Source organism: Zunongwangia sp. L-65, from assembly GCF_056859415.1.
Window position 1 is genome coordinate 167,409 of sequence record NZ_JBSXOK010000069.1, and the last position, 18,282, is coordinate 185,690.

The following is an 18,282-nucleotide window of genomic DNA, read 5'->3' on the forward strand; positions in this document are numbered from 1 at the left end:
GAAATCCTTGAACAACTTTATAAGCCAGTTGTTTCAGAATCCATAAACCGCACTTCCTACTTATTATAACTTATCCATCAGGTATCGAAGTTCAAATCTCCCGTGGAGTAATCAAATTAGTTTTTAAAAGGCAACCAAGCAAGAGTATATTCAGCTAGGCAGTATCTTTCCTACCCATATTATGAACCGGAAGCTCTTTACATGCTCGGCATTGACGAGCAGGATTGCAAAATCTTACTACAGAATGTTAAAAACCGGCTTCCAATAGACCACATCACATTCCATAGACCTATGTATCCACTTTTCCTTAAACTAATATAGTAACTCTGTCAAAGAACTTGCAAAAACAATAAAATACCTAGTTTCATAAACTCTTTTACTGCTCTTCTAACAATACCAACATTGATATCTTAATGCAGATCTCTCCCCGCATCTCATGGAAATAACCTACTCCTAGTCAACTGCTTTAATAACCAATGAGTTTTCACCTAAATTTAGGCAAAAAACTCATTGCTTTTGGCGTGTACTAAATCATGGAATTTAATGAATATTCATATTAACGTAAAGCTATATTTCACAATTATTCTTCTTCTCTTTCTATTTTTTTTATCATTTTTGCTGGAACACCTCCCCATATTTCATAAGGAGGGATATCCTTTGTCAAAATAGAACCTGCTGCAACAATAGAACAATCGCCTATAGTTAAAGGCTTACATATTACTGAATTAGCGCCTATAAATACACGATCCCCTATTTTAACCTTTCCTTCAATAAAATATCTTCTACCCCCTTTACGAGGTACAACAAAATGTGTAAGAACAATACATCTCATAGCAATTGTACTTTTATCACCAATCTCAATATTATTAGGAAATAAACTATCAAAAATTACACCTTCTCCAACATGGGAATTCCCTATTTTCACTCCTGCCAACCTCAATAATTGCGGTCTCATTTTCTTGGAGTGCAACCATTTACTACTTTGCAATTTCAATATAATAAATCTTAAAATACGTTTCACGTCTTTAAATTTTAGCTATTATTAACCACATATTTAATCTTACAGACGCAAAAACATAGACTGAATTAAAATCATACTATCACAACAAGTGAAATAAATTTTCTTATAACAATCTTTAATCTGTAAAAATTATTTAAGTCCTCCTATTCTTAATAAGTCTTGCAGGAACACCACCGTATATAGAGTAGTCTGGAACATCCTTTGTTACTACAGAACCAGCAGCGATTACCACATGATTACCGATCTTAACTCCTGGAGTTATAATAACATTTGCCCCAAGCCATACATCATTCCCTATATAAACTTCTTTTTTTTTTATAGGCTGCAATGCAATTGGTACATTTAAATTAGAAAAACCATGATTTTTAGTATAAATTTTTACTCCTGGCCCCATAATTACATAATTACCAATAAACGTGTTAGATTGTATAATGCAGTTTGTCCCCAACTCAGAGTAATCACCAATTTCAATAAACATAGATATGTCAGCATTTCTTTTTACCCTTAACTTCTCTCCACATTTATCAACAAAAATATTCACTAACAATCTCCTTATTTTTGGAGTCAATATAGCATATGGCCTATATATTTCGGAGGTAAACCTAAATACACTAATATAAAACAGATATGTTATCTTACGTAAGATCATTTATTCAACAATTTCATATAAACATTGTAGATCTTTTTAGATATATCCCTGTGATCTAACTTAAGCTCATTAATTTTTTTTCTACCCGTAGATTTTCTTCTAACCGGATCCTCAGAAAGAATTATTTTGATCTTTTTGACGAAATTATTCGGGTCAAATGAGCTTATCACAAATGAATTTTTTACATTATTCAATAACACTTCAACATCTCCAACTTCACTTGAAACAATAGGAATATTACAACTCAATGCCTCTTTAATTATTTGAGGTGAACCTTCTGAAATTGATGTCATCACTAACACATCGCAACTATTTAATGAATCAACAACCTCACTTCTGGTCATTCCATGAAAAATTACAACTTTACAATTAAATTTTTCCTTTCTTAAGACTTCCATAATTTCTTCAAATAATTTGAAATTTTTCTCAGGACGCTTTGGATTACCTGGAAAGCCAATTGTAAAGGAATCGACCGATTTATGAAAATTTTTATCAATAAAAAAATTAGAATCAACTCCACAAGGCAAATACAATATATTAGAATTGTAGTTGCTTATTGTTCTTTTCATATCTTCATTTAAGTATAATATAAAGCTTGATCTTTTTACTACAAGCTTAGTAATAAAAATTATCAACATATTAGATTTTCTTATATCTATATCAGCACTATGAAGCATCGTTACGATCGGTGCTTTAATAAATGGATTAAACAAAGTGAATAAACCCGATAAACCAAAATGTATGTGTATTATATCATATTTATTAAATAATAAATGAAAATTAATTGAGAATATACTTTTTAAATAGTTTAATTTAGTTTTAAAACCATTAATAAAAATTAAGTTTGAAGTAATCTCAGGATAATACTGCTTTAAGGAATTCACCTGTTCTTTTACAAAAATCCCATAATACTTATGTTCATGTATAGGATACATGTTAGTAATAGTTAAAACTTTCATAGGTCGGCTTTTTGAGAAATCAATATTGCAAATTTATCTTTTAATTCAAGAAAATCATTTAAATCAAATAATTTCATTTTACAATTTTTTGATATAAACAAGAGAAGTTGTAAATCATTTTTGAAATAGAAAATTTAGTTTTGACAATATTAAATGATTCCTCTCCCATAAAATTCCTTAGGCTATTATCATCCAACAGCTTAATTATTTTAGCTACTAAAAACTTTGAATTTTTTGGTGGAATCAAAAAACCTGAAACTCCGTCTTCGATCAACTCCATACTTCCATCATGGTTATTACCTATTACGGGCTTTTTAAGTGCCATAAATTCTAATAAGGCATTGGAAATTCCCTCTCCATGTATGTCGCTATTAGAACATAGCACTCCTATTGTAGTAATTTTCATTATTGATTCAACATCAATTTGAAAAGGTAAAAATCTATAATATTCAGAATTTTCAGGATTGATTAATTCTTTTAAACTTTGATTATTCCCGCCTCCAATAGAAACAAAGGTAACATCTTTCCTATTTTTTAAAATTTGTTCACACGCAGTAATAAAAGTGTAATAATCTTTTCTAATAGAATAGGAACCAACCATCATCACAACAAATTCTGTAACAATATTATATCTACTCCTAATTTCCTGCTCTTCCTTTAAATTGGAGATTCGAGAAAAATCAAAACCATTATAAATCACTTTACTTTTTGCTTTAGGTGCATTGTATCTTTCTACACCCAAATATGTATTAGATAAAATTGTAGTGGTTATTTGATAACCCAATCTTCTAATAATATTTTTGAAGAATCCTTGTTTTGGAAATGTATCTGCAATTATGCTACTAATAATTGGCGTTTTTATAAAAAAAGAAATTGGTAATAAATAAATCATACTAACCTCTCCCCAAAAGTGAATTATGTTGGGCTTTATTTTTTTAATATAATCCCATAATCCTTTTTGAACATTGAATTCATATCCCTTCCCTCTATTCCTTTTAATTATTTTAAAAGTACATTTAGTATTATAAATTTCTTTATAATAAACTTCTTCTTCAAGAGAAACTAAATATAACTCGTAGCTTTCTATAGCATCTAAGCCTTTTATAAGTTCTATCATTCGTCGTTCCTTTCCACCGCCTACTAAATTATCTGATAAAAAAAGTATTTTCATAAATACAATAATTCTATTGGAAATATCAATTAATTTATTTTTTATAATAGTTTACAAGATATTCCTTTTTATCCTTAGGGGACATTTCTTTGGTATAAATTACCTCCTTCTTAATTTTCTTGTAATATTCATTCGTTGATTTTATAACTTTTGCCGGCACACCTACAGCGACAACATTATCCGGTAAATCTTTAGTTACCACAGATCTTGCTCCAATTATCACATTATTCCCTATCGCAACTCCGGGCATTATTATACAATCATATCCTATATATACATTATCTCCAACGGTAATTCCACTAATTTTATCCCACTCAGGATGCTTATGCCTAAAAATCCACATTCCACCATCATGAGTTTCAAAACGAGTCTGAGTAGCCGACACATGATCTCCTAATTTTATTAAATAAGGTTCTGTACTAAAGGAAACATTTAATAATCTACAATTCTCCCCTACTGAAACACCTAATTTCCTAGCCCACTTAACTTCATTAGAAGATTTTAAAAACCTCATATAAAGCTTTTTAATTTGTTTATTTAATCTCATCACACCTCTTCTATTAAATGTACTATATCTTTAGATACTATATTATAATCAAAATTATCTAATGCTATTTTATATGCATTTTTAATAATATCTGCATTATCAGAATTCGTACATTCTTCCATTAATCTTGCAAATTCCACCTCATCATACTTCTCTGCTAAATAGGCACTTGTATTATCGAAATAATTAGACAACTCTCCCCATTTATTTGAAATAATAGGACTTTTACTTGACGTGTATTCTCCTATTTTATGAGGAAATCTTGCTTTATGTTGAATAGTTTCTGGTAACGGTATAAGTAATCCTTTGGCCTTCTTATAATAACTAATCAATTTATTATATGGAATATCGCTCTCAATAGAAACTAAATGTGATTTAGAACATAAACTAATATATTGCTCAACTTTCTGAATCTCATGTTCAGATCCTGATATAATTAATTTTAATTTAACACAACCTTCAACTTTCAAAAAAGAATTAATCACAAACATTATAGACTCCTTATATGAAATAGAACTACAATATAACAAGAAGTTATCGTCTTTTACAATAGGATTAATTGAAGTAATACCTTTCACATCACAAATTATTGGTATTTTAACATACTTTAAGTTATTTTTTTTCTTTTTATAGTGTCTAATAAGATAGTCACTAATTAATATCATACCATCACAAAGTTTCGAACTGTATTTATTAAACAATAAATGATTCATATTACCCTGATCATCTCCTTCTATCCCTAGCAATTCATTTACATCAATTATATACTTAAAGCCAAACAATATAGAAATCATTCGATAATAAAATGTTCTGATTATTGAAGAACGAATTCCAAGTAAGACATTAACTTGATTTTTCTTTTTGTATTTCCGAATTAAAATCAATTCATTAACATTTCCTAAAATTTTGTTAATATTACGTTTAAAAACATTTTTTGGCCTGTAAGGGATTGGTGCTGCACATATATATGGAACCAAGCCATCATAAACACCTTTTCTTTGAATTGATTTATCATTTCTTATACCAAATCTGGTAATCACCCTACACATTACCCCATTTTGAATTAAACCTTTAGCTATCAAAATCTGCCTTTGTATAGTAGCTAAACCATTTGGAAAACCATTTGAACCTATATATATAACATTCATAGCAAGTAACTCAATTACTAATTAGTGTAAGATTAATCTATATTTATTATCAAAATATGCATCCTAAGCTTACTTAGTGCTTCACTCTATTAAATTATTTAACCAATTAATTTGTTCTTCAGACAATCTTTCTTTCCAACGCTCATCAAACCTAATTTTTATGTCCTTTTTTAAAAGTCTCATAGGATTTCCTTGAACAGTATGATAATTATATGGCGAAATATGATTTATATCGTCTATATTCCCTTCTATTTTTAACCAATTAGCTACATTCCTTCTTAATTCATTATAATCCCTACACATATCTTCATATTTAACTACCATATATTCTTCTTCACTTAATCCACTAAGTAATGCTGGAATTTTTTTATTGTAGAACTTATTCCATCCCTTTGCTCTTTTTCTAATTACATATTCGTTTAAGCCATGATGGCTTGATGAAGCAACACCTTTAATATCTCTTTTTAAAACAATCATTTTAACATCATTAGGCCTGAAACGTTTTAAAAGCATGTATCTTACAAAGTTTTTAGATGAATCTACTACAAAACTACAATTTGAGTTTTCTGCTACTTTATCATATAACGACCAGGTGTTCTTTATAGACTTTTTATAGAATAGATAAATAATTTCATTTACAAAAGAAAATCTTGAATTTCTCATTGCATAGCTATATGCTTTATTCAATAGATTATGTACCATATATTTTTTATGACGGACAATCCCCCTATTAATAGATATATTAAATCTTTCAGGATTCTTATAAATATCTATTTGGTACTCATCATTGATTTGCTTTAAAACATTTGACCAAAATTCACACTTATCAAAGGACATTCCACAAGAGCAATAGGTTTGTAAATCTTCTGGAACTTCCCCTTGTTTCAACTGCCATGAAAAAAAATGCATTTCTCCCATACTGAAGACAGAAGGTAAAGTTCCACAAATTAAATCAAGAAGTGTAGAACCTGAATGCCCCTGTGAAATAATGTAAATTAATTTCGCTTTTTTATTTGCCATGTTGTTTAAGAACTAATTTAGATTTAGACGGAGTAAATAAATGAAATAGCCAAATTGTAGAAAAAAAGGGCGCAAACCACAAAGAATAACTCAATGACATCAATATAAACAAGATAAATATTACCCATTTTCCTTTATACCTATATATTTCCTGAAAATAAAAAGAACTTTTATATAATTGGCGGTATACTAAAAATGCTATTACTACTCCAAATTGAGATACAATTGCAAATACACCTCCTGGTAAAGAAATAAAAGGGGATATATTCCTCCTTACATAGGAATGAATAGTATCTATTCCGTATCCCAATAAAGGAGAATCTTTAATATTCATTAACTCAAAAATAATCGCTACAAATCTCTGAGGAACAAGAACCCTATCTCCTTCTTCCCTATACTGCGCCAGATAAACTGCATTTTGAACATCTTCATTATTAAACCATAATTCAGAAATTTTTTCTCCCATAAAGGGTAATAGAATTATACCTAAAGCAAGGGGAATAAAAACAATAATTAAAGTAACTCTTTTTTTTACCTTTTGATTTAAGAAATAAATAAATAAAATCAACATAAAACCAGACAAACCAGTCGTTGATTGTGACGATATTAACGCAAAACTTAATATCCAAAAAATTCTATTATGCTTCAAACTAAATCTAGTTCTTATTAAATTAGATAAAATTGCAAAAACTAACATTACTGCAAACCTACCAGGCTCTGAAGCAAAACCAGCATTTCGTGGAATTATATATCCTTGTGCTAAATATTTTGAATAATTAGAAAGTGAAAAAAAAATATTATTAGCAACAATAGTACTTTCTTGCGAAAATCCATAAAGACTTGTAGCCTTCATAAAGAGAGTTAAAGGAGCTGGAGCAATAATTTGTAACCCCCAACCTAATAAGGCTATAATACTCAAAAAAAAAATAAACTTTTCGTACAATAAAAACATTCGATAACCATATATCTTTATTAAAATATATGCTATTAATATATTCCCATAATAAATAAATGCTCCATCATAGACAATACGATACTTAATTATTTGTAATATAACCCATACAAAATATATCAAGGTGACCATTGTCAATTTTCTATCAATAAAACTTATTTTATGTTTTACAATAAAAATAGCAGTAAGTCCCCAAGGTATTATGAATGCAATAATTCCACCTGAAGGAGGTTTCACCATATTTTTAGTAGCTGGTAAAGCCATAGCAGCATAAATCACAATCACAAAAAAATAAAAATAGTCAAATCTATCTAATTTTGACAATCTATCACTATATCTCACCTATCGACATTAAAATTTTGATTTCTATCTTTTACTCCTTATTAAATAATCCGGCGCGTTAAAAATTTTCTCATTAAGATCTCCATATACTTTAAGCAACTCTTCTTTTAACGGATGCACTTTCCAATTAGTCTGACGTTTTTTTTCCGGTAATAATTTAAAATCAAATCCTACAAAATCAGAAATTGTTTTAATAGTTCCTGAGGTATATAAAGTCTCATATCGAATACTTAAAAACTCAAACCCCTGAGGTCGGTTCCAAGCATCAAATAGCTCATTTAATTTTAATGTATCATTATAAAAAATTGTATCATTCGGTACAAAATTATCAGAACCCAAATGTTCGTGATGAGCTTTTCCCCATTCATTAATTCTTCGATGAGAAGATATAACTGTATTCATTGGATTTCCATACATAAATATAAGTTTTACATTTTCAGGTAAAAATTGTGGTGGATAATCATGAGTTTTATATAAATGATTTAATTTAAATTCAGGAGAATTTTTAGAAAACATTAAGAAGTCATCATGAGCAATATAATAATGATTCATTTTAAAACTATTATGCAGCAATGTTGTACCACATCTTCCTAAACCTGCTATTATAATAGGGTTAAGACTTGATCTACTACCGCGTATAACTTTACCTTTTAATAAGTAAGTGGCTCTATTTATCATCTATTTTAGTCATTATTAACATTAATACATCTATTATTTTTTTCTAAAGGACAAAGTAGTAATTCCTACTTTTTTTTGGACAAAGAACAAGGTAGTTAAATTTAATCCTATTATTGTAAAAGCTGAACCTATCGCGGCTCCAATAGCATTGAAAAAAAGAACTAAAACAACTAAAAATATAATGTTAAATACAGAAAAAAGCATTGTAATTTGTCCGTGAATTTTCTCATATTTGGTCATCATTAAGAGCAAACCAACAGCTCCAGTACTTAAATTTATAAATTGACCAACTCCTAGTATTACTAAAATCCAATATCCGCCTTCAAATTCTTCACCCCATATACCTAATATATATTTTCCTAGAAATATGAATATAAGCAACACAAAAAGTCCTAAGAAAAATAATGCTTTCGTCACTTTCTGTATCATTCGTTCAAGTTCATCCAATTGCCCTCCAGCATATAATGCTGCAATCTTAGGAGACACTGAAGAATTTGTTATCTGTAAAAAAAAACTTGCCATTAAAGCAATCCGAGCAGCTACAGTATATAACCCCACTTCCTTAGCATTTGCAAATAGTCCTAAAATTATAGCATCTGCATTTATAAAAACTACTGATGACACTGATACCATGAAGAAAGGATAGGAATTATATAGATATTTCCTGTTAAATATTCCTTTAATTTTATGTTTAAAAATACTATTCCAATAAATCCCTACAGTGAATGTTACTATTAACCAACCCACTGCATAACCTATAGCTACTATATATACTGATAATTCACCCTCTATCCACCAAATAAAAAAAAGCATTATTGTTGTAATGATAACACTTAAACTCTGATTCACTAAATTACTTTGCCAAATTTTTTTATAGCCCACAAGTGCAGATGAATAAATCCTTGAAAAAACTTGAGGAGTTAGCATTGTCAATACAACTGTAAGAGGATAAGTCAATTCTGGTTCATTAAAAACTTCATTTGCCAACCATGGAGTAATTAAAATCATTAAAATTGAGAGTATCAAAGTTATCATTCCATTAAACCAGAACACACTTTTCATTAAGTCTTTTATAGCCTGATAATATTTTTTTTTTCGATAAACAGATACTTTCTTAATTACTACTTGCTGCATTCCAAAGAGACCAATTACACTTAATAAAGTAATAATACGATTACTCAAATTAATTATTCCTACCCCATCAGCTCCGAGAGTTCTTCCTAAAAATACACTAAGGAGTAAACTAGCAACCATTCCAATTATCTTCACTCCTATTGAAGCCATAGATTTTCGTAAGACTTCTAACGTATGTTCATCAAGCAAGGCTAATTTTTGAGAACCAAACCGTATTAATTTCTTTAACATAAATAAAAATAGATAACAACCATCATGTAAATTAAAAATTAATAAGAATAAATTTTAATTTATCCCTATTTCTCATAGAAATTTTTATACCATTTAACAAATTTACCCACTCCATCCCTTATACTAGTACTGCTATTATAACCAATTTTTTCTAGTTCTCTTATATCTGCTGAAGTTCGTGGCACATCTCCGAGCTGCATAGGCAAAAATTCCTTACGTGCTATTTTACCCATATTTTCTTCTAGAGCTTTTACAAAAGACATTAAAGATTGAGGCGAGCCATTTCCTATATTAAAAATCTTAAATGGTGGTTGTTGATTTTTTGCTGGCTCTTTTAATAATAAAATCTCTATACCTTGTATAATATCGTCTATATAAGTGAAATCTCTACTCATATTTCCATTATTAAAAACTTTAATAGCTTTTCCTTTAGAAATAGCATCTGTAAATAAAAACATAGCCATATCAGGCCTGCCCCACGGACCATAGACAGTAAAAAACCTTAAACCCGTAGTTTGAAGTCCATATAAATGACTATAGGTAAAAGCCATTAACTCATTACTTTTTTTTGTAGCAGCATACAAACTTATTGGATGATCTACTCTTTGTTCAATTGAAAAAACTTCTTCTTTACTTTCTCCATATACACTAGAACTACTTGCATATAACAGATGTTTAATCTTATTGTAACGACAGCATTCTAAAACATTCAAAAATCCGACTATATTACTATCTATATAGCTTTCAGGATTTTCAAGACTATAACGCACACCAGCTTGTGCGGCTAAATTAAAAACCACATCAAATTTTTCCTTTAAAAACAATTCTGGCAATAGCTCTCTATCCTCTAAATTCATTCTGATAAATGAAAAATCTTTATATTTATAAGACAAAGACTTAATCCCCCATTTCTCAGCATTCTCTCTAGACACACCTAACTCATTTAATCGAGCATATTTTAAATTTATATCATAATAATCATTTATGTTATCCAATCCAACTACAACATACCCTCTCTGTATCAACCTTTTAGAAAGAAAAAAACCAATAAATCCAGCTGAACCGGTTACTAATATTTTCATAGCTTTATTTTTTTAATAAAATACAGAGAGTCAAGTTAGCTCAATGCATTATATTTCTCATGATGACTATCCCACAAATAAAAAGAAACTTTCCAACCTATTCCTACTCTATCTGCTTTAAAATTTTATGTCCAGCTTTTAGTAAATCCACATCTCTTTTCATTAATCTGATATCACCTTTCATCATATCCTTCACTAATCCCTTTAACTCATAATCCGGCACCCAACCCAGCTTTTCTTTTGCTTTAGAAGGATCTCCTAATAGTAAATCTACTTCTGTAGGACGGAAATACGAAGAATCTACTGAAAGTACTTCTTTCCCGACCCCTATCTTATAGTCTCCTTTACAATTTATCACATAGGCTTTCTCATCAACTCCTTCTCCTTTAAACTCTAATTCAATACCCAATTCCTCAAAAGCCATACGTACAAAATCGCGAACAGTTGTAGTCACACCTGTTGCAATTACCCAATCTTCAGGTTTTTCAGCTTGTAATATCATCCACATCATACGTACGTAATCTTTGGCATGCCCCCAATCACGTTGGGCTTCGAGATTTCCTAAATATATTTTATCCTGTAAGCCTAAAGCTATCTTAGCAACGGCACGAGTGATTTTTCGAGTTACAAAAGTCTCGCCCCTTCTTGGTGATTCATGATTAAAAAGGATTCCATTACAAGCATACATACCATAAGCTTCACGATAATTCTTAGTAATCCAGAATCCATATATTTTTGCCACTCCATAAGGAGATCTTGGATAAAAAGGACAGGTTTCATCGTAGAAACCATTTGCATTTTTATTTTCAGGTAAGCCTCCATACAGCTCCGAAGTAGAAGCCTGGTAAATCCTGGTCTTTTTTTCCAAACCTAACAAGCGTACAGCCTCCAAAATTCGCAAGGTACCCAAACCATCTACATTACCGACATATTCCGGGGAATCAAAAGAAACCTTTACATGAGACATCGCCCCCAAATTATAAATCTCATCGGGTTGCGTTTCTTGGATAATTCGAGTTAAATTCATGGAATCTGTCAAATCACCATAATGTAACTTTAAGCGTTGATTTGGATCATGTGGGTCTTGATACAAATGATCGATACGATCCGTATTAAATAAGGAAGCTCGTCTTTTGATACCATGAACCATATAACCTTTTTCTAATAATAATTCAGCTAAATAAGATCCATCCTGACCTGTGATTCCCGTGATTAGTGCGACTTTCATAATTAAAGTACTATGTATATATTAATTTTGTATTAAAGTTTTATAACTTAACCTCTTTAAAGTTTTCAATATTTTCAAGAAACCATTGGTATGTTCTCTCTATTCCTTCTTCTAGATCAATTTTGTGTTTCCATCCTAAATCGTTCATTTTAGTAACATCCATTAATTTACGAGGTGTTCCATCTGGCTTAGAAGTATCCCAAGCAATATTACCTTTATGGCCAACCCTTCGTTGAATTGTTTCAGCCAATTCCTTAATGGTAATATCAATACCGGTACCTACATTATACAAATGGTCTGGAAGTACATTTTCCAATGCAAATACCACACTAGCGGCCATATCATCAACAAAAAGAAATTCTCGCATAGGTGTACCACTTCCCCATAAATGAACAGTACTATTATCGTTTTCCTTAGCTTCATGAAACTTACGAATCATCGCAGGTAAAACATGCGAAGTTTCAAGATCAAAATTATCATGACTTCCATATAAATTGGTAGGCATCAAGCTTACAAAATCTTTACCGAATTGCTTTCTTATGGCCTGACATACCTTGACACCAGTTATTTTTGCTATAGCATACCATTCATTGGTTGGCTCCAAAGGTCCAGTTAGTAAATAGGACTCTTTTAATGGTTGTGGTGCAAACTTTGGATAGATACAAGAACTACCGAGAAATATAAATTTTTTAACTTCTAATCTATTAGCTGCTTCTATCAAATTGTTTTGAATCTGCATGTTCTCCATTAAAAATTTGTATGGATAATCATTATTGGCAGAAATACCCCCCACACGTGCAGCCGCATCAATAATCACATCTGGATTTTCCTCAGCAATAAAATCATTAACTTCATTTTGATTTCTAAGATCCAATTCAGCACTTGTTCGGCCAAGCAAATTACAATAGCCTTTTTTTTCTAAGGCTCTCCAAATGGCACTACCAACCATCCCCCGGTGCCCAGCTAAATATATTTTAGAGTTTTTATCCATGTCTAAACAATAAGTCTAACTTTTGATAACTAAAATTATTGATAAAATAAATTATCTTTTATCATTGTTGAATTAATTCCCTATAGCATAAAATTTAAAGCCGGAATCAACCATTTTTTTCTTTTTCAGCAATTTCCTTCCATCAAATAAAAATGCCGGTTTTAACATTTTATTATATATAGCCTCCCAGTCAAGGTCTAAAAATTCATCCCATTCGGTCATTAAGGCGACGGCATGAGCATCAGCACAAGCTTCTTGTGCTGAATTGACAATTTTCACTAATTTCCTGTTTTCTTCGCCCGTTCTCGAACCTAGATAATCCAAATCGGCATAAATTTGTTCTGCAGTAACCTTGGGATCATACACTACAATTTCTGCCTGTTCATTTAGTAAATAATCGGCAACATATATGGAAGCGGCTTCGCGAGTATCATTTGTGTCTTTCTTAAAGGCCCAACCCAGCATCGCAATTTTCTTTCCGGAGACCGTATTATAAAGGGTTTTTACAATATTAGCAGCAAAGCGTCTTTTTTGATGATCATTCATAATAATCACCTGCTCCCAATAATCAGCTACTTCATTCAATCCAAAACTTTTAGCAATATACACCAGGTTTAAAATATCTTTTTGAAAACAGGAACCTCCAAAACCAACGGAGGCTTTTAAAAATTTCGCTCCTATTCTGGAGTCCATTCCTACGGCTTTAGACACTTCATTAACGTCGGCCCCCGTTACCTCACATAATTCCGACATGGCATTAATGCTTGAAACCCGTTGAGCTAGAAAAGCATTCGCCGTTAATTTTGATAACTCGGAAGACCAAACATTAGTTGTCAAGATATGATCATTAGAAACCCAATGTCCATACACATCAACTAAAGCTCTCATAGCTTCCCTGCCTTTTTCAGTATCGATATCTCCGCCAATTAAAACCCTATCTGGGTTTAACAAATCATCTACTGCGGTTCCTTCTGCTAAAAATTCAGGATTAGAAAGAATTTGAAAATTCACTCCATTCCCAGTATTCTCCAGAATATTTTTTAACGCCTGAGCAGTTCTTACAGGTAATGTAGATTTCTCAACTACTATTTTATCCGAAGTAGCCACTCTAGCTATCTGTCTTGCGCATAATTCAATCCACTTTAAATCAGCTGCCATTCCTTTACCTATTCCATAGGTTTTGGTTGGCGTATTTACCGAAATAAAAATCATATCTGCTTTATCGATGGCTTCATCCACATCTGTCGAGAAAAATAGATTACGCCCTCTTGCTTCTTTAACTACAGCAGAAAGTCCCGGTTCATAAATGGGTATATTTTCTACATCTTCATCATTCCAGGCTTCAATTCTTTTTTCATTAAGATCTACCACAGTTACATTTATTTCCGGGCATTTCTGTGCGATCACCGACATTGTTGGTCCACCAACATAACCGGCTCCTATACAGCAGATATTTTTAATCTTCATAATCTAATTTGATATATAATGAGTCCAAATAATTTTAATGTACAATGAACCAGCTATTAAGCAAATTCTCTCTATTGTAAAGCATTTCCTTACCTGTTCTATAATCTATAACTTCTTTACCTGCAAAAGTACAAATTGCCTGTCCAGCGGCAGTATCCCATTCCATTGTAGGAGCAAACCGTGGATAACAATTTGCCACACCTTCGGCTACCATACAAAGCTTAAGTGAACTACCTTTCGATATGGTCTCAACCTCTCCATATTTGTTTTTAAGCTCTACAATATAATCTTCAGTCTCTTTGGAAAGATGGGATTTACTAGCCACTACTGTATAATTATCTTTAGTAAGTTTCAACGGAAGTTTTTGGGATGCTTCGGAAATGGATTCCAGGCTCGCATCAAAACCGATATTTTCGGCTTTAAAAGAACCTTGTGTCGCTGATGCATAATAAAGGTTTTGTAGAGCAGGCACATAGATAACTCCAAGAACAGGTTTTTGATTTTCAATCAAGGCAATGTTAACTGTAAACTCTCCATTCTTTTTTATAAATTCTTTAGTGCCATCTATTGGGTCCACGATCCAAAGCTGTTCCCAATTTTTTCTCTCTTCATAAGGAATATCACGCCCCTCTTCTGATAAAACAGGGATACCTGTTTCTTTAAGAAAATCCATAATTACATTATGGGATGCGATATCCGCCTTAGTTAAGGGAGAGTCATCGCCCTTAAAATCTACCTCAAAATCATCATTCTCATAAATCTCAATAATTTTTCCTCCAGCTTTTAGTGAAGCCTCTACCGCCATTTTTAATAATTCTTCCATAATAATTAGAGTTGTTAAAAGAAGGGACTTTGATTACACAATCATCCCGGCTGCAACCGTTTCATTAGTATTCTCATCAATCAGAATGATACTTCCTGTATTACGGTTGTCCCTATAGGCATCAATCATAAGGCGGTGTGTACTGCGTATTTTCACCCTAGCAATATCATTCATTTCCAAAGTACTATTTCCCTTTTGTCTTTCGTAACTATTGATATCTATTTTATACACAACTTCCTTAATCATTGCACGTTCCTCATTGGAAGTATGTTGAATAATATATTTCGCTCTGGGTTTAGCAGATTCATTGTTTAACCAACACAACATGACATCAAATTCCTGAGAGGGTTCAGGTTGATTATTTTTCTTTACAATCATATTGCCGCGGCTTATATCTATATCATCCTCTAAAGTCATTGAAATTGACATAGGAGCAAATGCTTCTTCAATCTCAATTTCACCCGTATTGATAGATTTAATTTTAGAATTGAAACCAGATGGTAAAACAGACACTTCGTCGCCAATTCTATAAATTCCACTTGCTATTCTCCCAGCATAACCTCTATAATCTCTGTATTTTTCACTTTGAGGGCGAAGCACTGTTTGCACAGGAAAACGCGCATCAATTTTATTAATATCGCTACTAATATGAAGTGTTTCTAAAATATTCAATAATGTCCCACCATCATACCAAGAAGTATTTTCTGAACGGTTAACAACATTATCTCCTAACAAAGCGCTGATTGGTATAAAACGAATATCTTTCACCAATAATTTCGAAGAAAATTGTTCGAATTCTCTTGTAATTTCATTAAAACGATCTTCGGAAAAGTCAACCAAATCCATTTTATTTACACAGACTATCAAATGGGGAATATTCAACAATGAAGCTATAAACGAGTGCCTTTTAGTCTGCTCAATAACACCATGCCGGGCATCAACTAAAACCAAAGCTGCATTTGCCGTCGAAGCTCCGGTTACCATATTTCTCGTATACTGAATATGACCAGGAGTATCTGCAATGATAAATTTTCGTTTAGGAGTTGTAAAATATCGGTAGGCTACATCTATGGTAATTCCCTGTTCTCTTTCATCTTTTAAGCCATCAGTAAATAAAGCTAGATCTACACCTTCATGTCCTTTTTTCGAACTAGTTGCCGTAACAGATTCCAGCTGATCTTCAAAAATGGACTTAGAATCGTATAAAAGTCTACCGATTAAAGTACTTTTTCCATCATCTACGCTGCCTGCTGTTGTAAATCTAAGTAATTGATTATTATCGTTAATTTCCATAATATTTTATTAATAAATTGAAGATAGTATATTAGAAGTAGCCTTGCTTTTTCCGATCTTCCATAGCTGTTTCAGACCGTTTATCATCACTTCGATCACCCCTTTCTGTTTTACGCATCGCCGAGACTTCTTCTGCAATTTTCCCTAAAGTGTCAGCATCGGATTCTATTCCTCCGGTAATCGTAATATCCCCAAGTGTTCTAAATCTTATCTTCTTCGTTTCAACCTTCTCTCCTTCTTCTAAAAGTAAAAATTCAGACATGGGAATCCATGAATTATTCCTCCAAACAACTTCTCTCTCATGGGCAAAGTAAAGTGATGGTATTTGGATTTTTTCTCTTTTGATATAATTCCAAACATCCATTTCAGTCCAGTTACTTATAGGAAAAGCCCTAAAATGCTCACCTTCAAAATATTTACCATTCAATAGGTTCCATAATTCGGGACGTTGATTTTTAGGATCCCATTGTCCAAAATCATCCCGATGCGAGAAAAATCGTTCTTTCGCACGAGCTTTCTCCTCATCTCTACGTCCCCCTCCAATGGCACAATCCACTTTATTAGTCTCAATAGCATCTAAAAGCGTCGTGATTTGCAGAGCGTTTCTAGTTGCATTTTTCCCTTTTTCTTCCGCTACTCGACCCTGGTCTATAGATTCCTGTACAGAACCTACAATTAAATTAACGCCTAATTCTTCAATTAAATCATCTCTAAATTTGATAGTTTCAGGGAAGTTATGTCCTGTATCCACATGCATTAACGCAAAAGGTATCTTACTAGGATAAAATGCTTTTTTAGCTAAATGAGTAACTAAAATAGAGTCTTTACCTCCTGAAAAAAGAATTACAGGATTTTCGAATTGAGCCCAAACTTCTCTTAGAATATATATGGCTTCTGATTCTAATTCATCTAAATAATTTAAATAATACTTACTCATAACAGTTTTTTCATTTAGTTAGTTTTAATTTAGGCATAATATAATTTAAAACCTTTTTTATTGATTCCTCTATTGAGGTATTTTCTGTTTCTATAATCACATCCGGATTAATAGGTTTTTCGTAAGGAGCACTAATTCCTGTAAAATTTTTAATTTCTCCTGAACGCGCTTTTTTATATAAACCTTTTACATCTCTTTTTTCACATTCTTCTACAGAAGTATCTACGAAAACTTCTACAAAATCCCTCGCTCCAATTATATTTTCTACCTTCTTTCTATCCGATTCTAACGGACTGATAAAAGCCCCAATCACAACTATTCCAGCATCAACAAAAAGTTTAGCCACCTCGGCTATACGCCTTAAATTCTCCTCTCTATCAGATGCAGTGAAACCTAAATTTTTATTTACACCTCCTCTAATATTATCTCCATCAAGGGAGTAAGTATGGATACCTTTCTCAAATAATTCTTTTTCTACTAAACTTGCCAGTGTTGATTTGCCCGAGCCCGAAAGACCAGTAAACCATATAACAAAGGAATTATGATGTTTGACTTTAACTCGCTGTTTTCGAGATATGTGATAATCCTGTGGTATAATGTTGCCCATAT

The 18,282-nt window shown here is 31.7% G+C and carries 18 protein-coding genes; all 18 read right to left on the minus strand.

Annotation, left to right across the window (positions count from 1 at the left end; translation table 11 throughout):
- Positions 1–580 precede the first annotated feature (580 nt).
- The 18 genes from AC13DP_RS14580 to cysC all read right to left on the minus strand — a co-directional run bounded on the left by AC13DP_RS14580 (position 581) and on the right by cysC (position 18,280).
- Positions 581–1,021 carry an acyltransferase gene (locus AC13DP_RS14580; RefSeq protein ID WP_347407336.1) on the minus strand — a complete coding sequence of 147 codons (441 nt, stop codon included), beginning with the start codon at positions 1,019–1,021 and terminating at the stop codon, positions 581–583.
- A 133-nt stretch (positions 1,022–1,154) separates the two neighbouring features.
- Entirely contained in the window at positions 1,155–1,562 is a 408-nt protein-coding gene (locus AC13DP_RS14585) for an acyltransferase (protein WP_483068005.1), read from the minus strand.
- Positions 1,563–1,666: 104 nt separating this feature from the next.
- The gene (locus AC13DP_RS14590) at positions 1,667–2,629 is read right to left on the minus strand and encodes a glycosyltransferase family 4 protein (RefSeq protein WP_347407334.1); all 963 of its coding nucleotides are present in this window, start codon (positions 2,627–2,629) and stop codon (positions 1,667–1,669) included.
- A gap of 73 nt (positions 2,630–2,702) precedes the next feature.
- Positions 2,703–3,800: a glycosyltransferase family 4 protein gene (locus AC13DP_RS14595; protein WP_347407333.1), complete on the minus strand. Its 1,098-nt coding sequence runs from the start codon at positions 3,798–3,800 to the stop codon at positions 2,703–2,705.
- Between the two features lie 34 nt (positions 3,801–3,834).
- Positions 3,835–4,314: an acyltransferase gene (locus AC13DP_RS14600; RefSeq protein WP_347407332.1), complete on the minus strand. Its 480-nt coding sequence runs from the start codon at positions 4,312–4,314 to the stop codon at positions 3,835–3,837.
- 32 nt (positions 4,315–4,346) lie between these two features.
- Positions 4,347–5,495 carry a glycosyltransferase gene (locus AC13DP_RS14605; protein WP_347407331.1) on the minus strand — a complete coding sequence of 383 codons (1,149 nt, stop codon included), beginning with the start codon at positions 5,493–5,495 and terminating at the stop codon, positions 4,347–4,349.
- A gap of 81 nt (positions 5,496–5,576) precedes the next feature.
- Positions 5,577–6,515: a sulfotransferase gene (locus AC13DP_RS14610; protein WP_347407330.1), complete on the minus strand. Its 939-nt coding sequence runs from the start codon at positions 6,513–6,515 to the stop codon at positions 5,577–5,579.
- Positions 6,505–7,791 carry a hypothetical protein gene (locus AC13DP_RS14615; protein WP_483068006.1) on the minus strand — a complete coding sequence of 429 codons (1,287 nt, stop codon included), beginning with the start codon at positions 7,789–7,791 and terminating at the stop codon, positions 6,505–6,507. The genes AC13DP_RS14610 and AC13DP_RS14615 overlap by 11 nt, the downstream gene beginning before the upstream one ends.
- 42 nt (positions 7,792–7,833) lie before the next feature.
- Positions 7,834–8,487, minus strand: coding sequence for a hypothetical protein (locus AC13DP_RS14620; protein WP_347407328.1), 654 nt, complete (start codon positions 8,485–8,487; stop codon positions 7,834–7,836).
- Between the two features lie 33 nt (positions 8,488–8,520).
- Positions 8,521–9,852 carry an oligosaccharide flippase family protein gene (locus tag AC13DP_RS14625; RefSeq protein ID WP_347407327.1) on the minus strand — a complete coding sequence of 444 codons (1,332 nt, stop codon included), beginning with the start codon at positions 9,850–9,852 and terminating at the stop codon, positions 8,521–8,523.
- A 65-nt stretch (positions 9,853–9,917) separates the two neighbouring features.
- Positions 9,918–10,934: an NAD-dependent epimerase/dehydratase family protein gene (locus AC13DP_RS14630; RefSeq protein WP_347407326.1), complete on the minus strand. Its 1,017-nt coding sequence runs from the start codon at positions 10,932–10,934 to the stop codon at positions 9,918–9,920.
- A 103-nt stretch (positions 10,935–11,037) separates the two neighbouring features.
- Entirely contained in the window at positions 11,038–12,162 is a 1,125-nt protein-coding gene (gmd, locus tag AC13DP_RS14635; RefSeq protein ID WP_347407325.1) for a GDP-mannose 4,6-dehydratase, read from the minus strand.
- Between the two features lie 40 nt (positions 12,163–12,202).
- A complete protein-coding gene (locus AC13DP_RS14640) occupies positions 12,203–13,153 on the minus strand; it encodes a GDP-L-fucose synthase family protein (RefSeq protein WP_347407324.1) in 951 nt (316 codons plus the stop codon).
- A gap of 72 nt (positions 13,154–13,225) precedes the next feature.
- Complete coding sequence (locus tag AC13DP_RS14645; protein WP_347407323.1) at positions 13,226–14,620, minus strand: nucleotide sugar dehydrogenase; 1,395 nt, start codon at positions 14,618–14,620, stop codon at positions 13,226–13,228.
- Between the two features lie 34 nt (positions 14,621–14,654).
- The gene (gene cysQ, locus AC13DP_RS14650; RefSeq protein ID WP_347407322.1) at positions 14,655–15,443 is read right to left on the minus strand and encodes a 3'(2'),5'-bisphosphate nucleotidase CysQ; all 789 of its coding nucleotides are present in this window, start codon (positions 15,441–15,443) and stop codon (positions 14,655–14,657) included.
- 33 nt (positions 15,444–15,476) lie between these two features.
- Positions 15,477–16,736, minus strand: coding sequence for a sulfate adenylyltransferase subunit 1 (locus tag AC13DP_RS14655; RefSeq protein WP_347407321.1), 1,260 nt, complete (start codon positions 16,734–16,736; stop codon positions 15,477–15,479).
- Between the two features lie 31 nt (positions 16,737–16,767).
- Entirely contained in the window at positions 16,768–17,673 is a 906-nt protein-coding gene (gene cysD / locus AC13DP_RS14660) for a sulfate adenylyltransferase subunit CysD (protein WP_347407320.1), read from the minus strand.
- A 10-nt stretch (positions 17,674–17,683) separates the two neighbouring features.
- Entirely contained in the window at positions 17,684–18,280 is a 597-nt protein-coding gene (cysC, locus tag AC13DP_RS14665; protein ID WP_347407319.1) for an adenylyl-sulfate kinase, read from the minus strand.
- Positions 18,281–18,282: the final 2 nt, after the last annotated feature.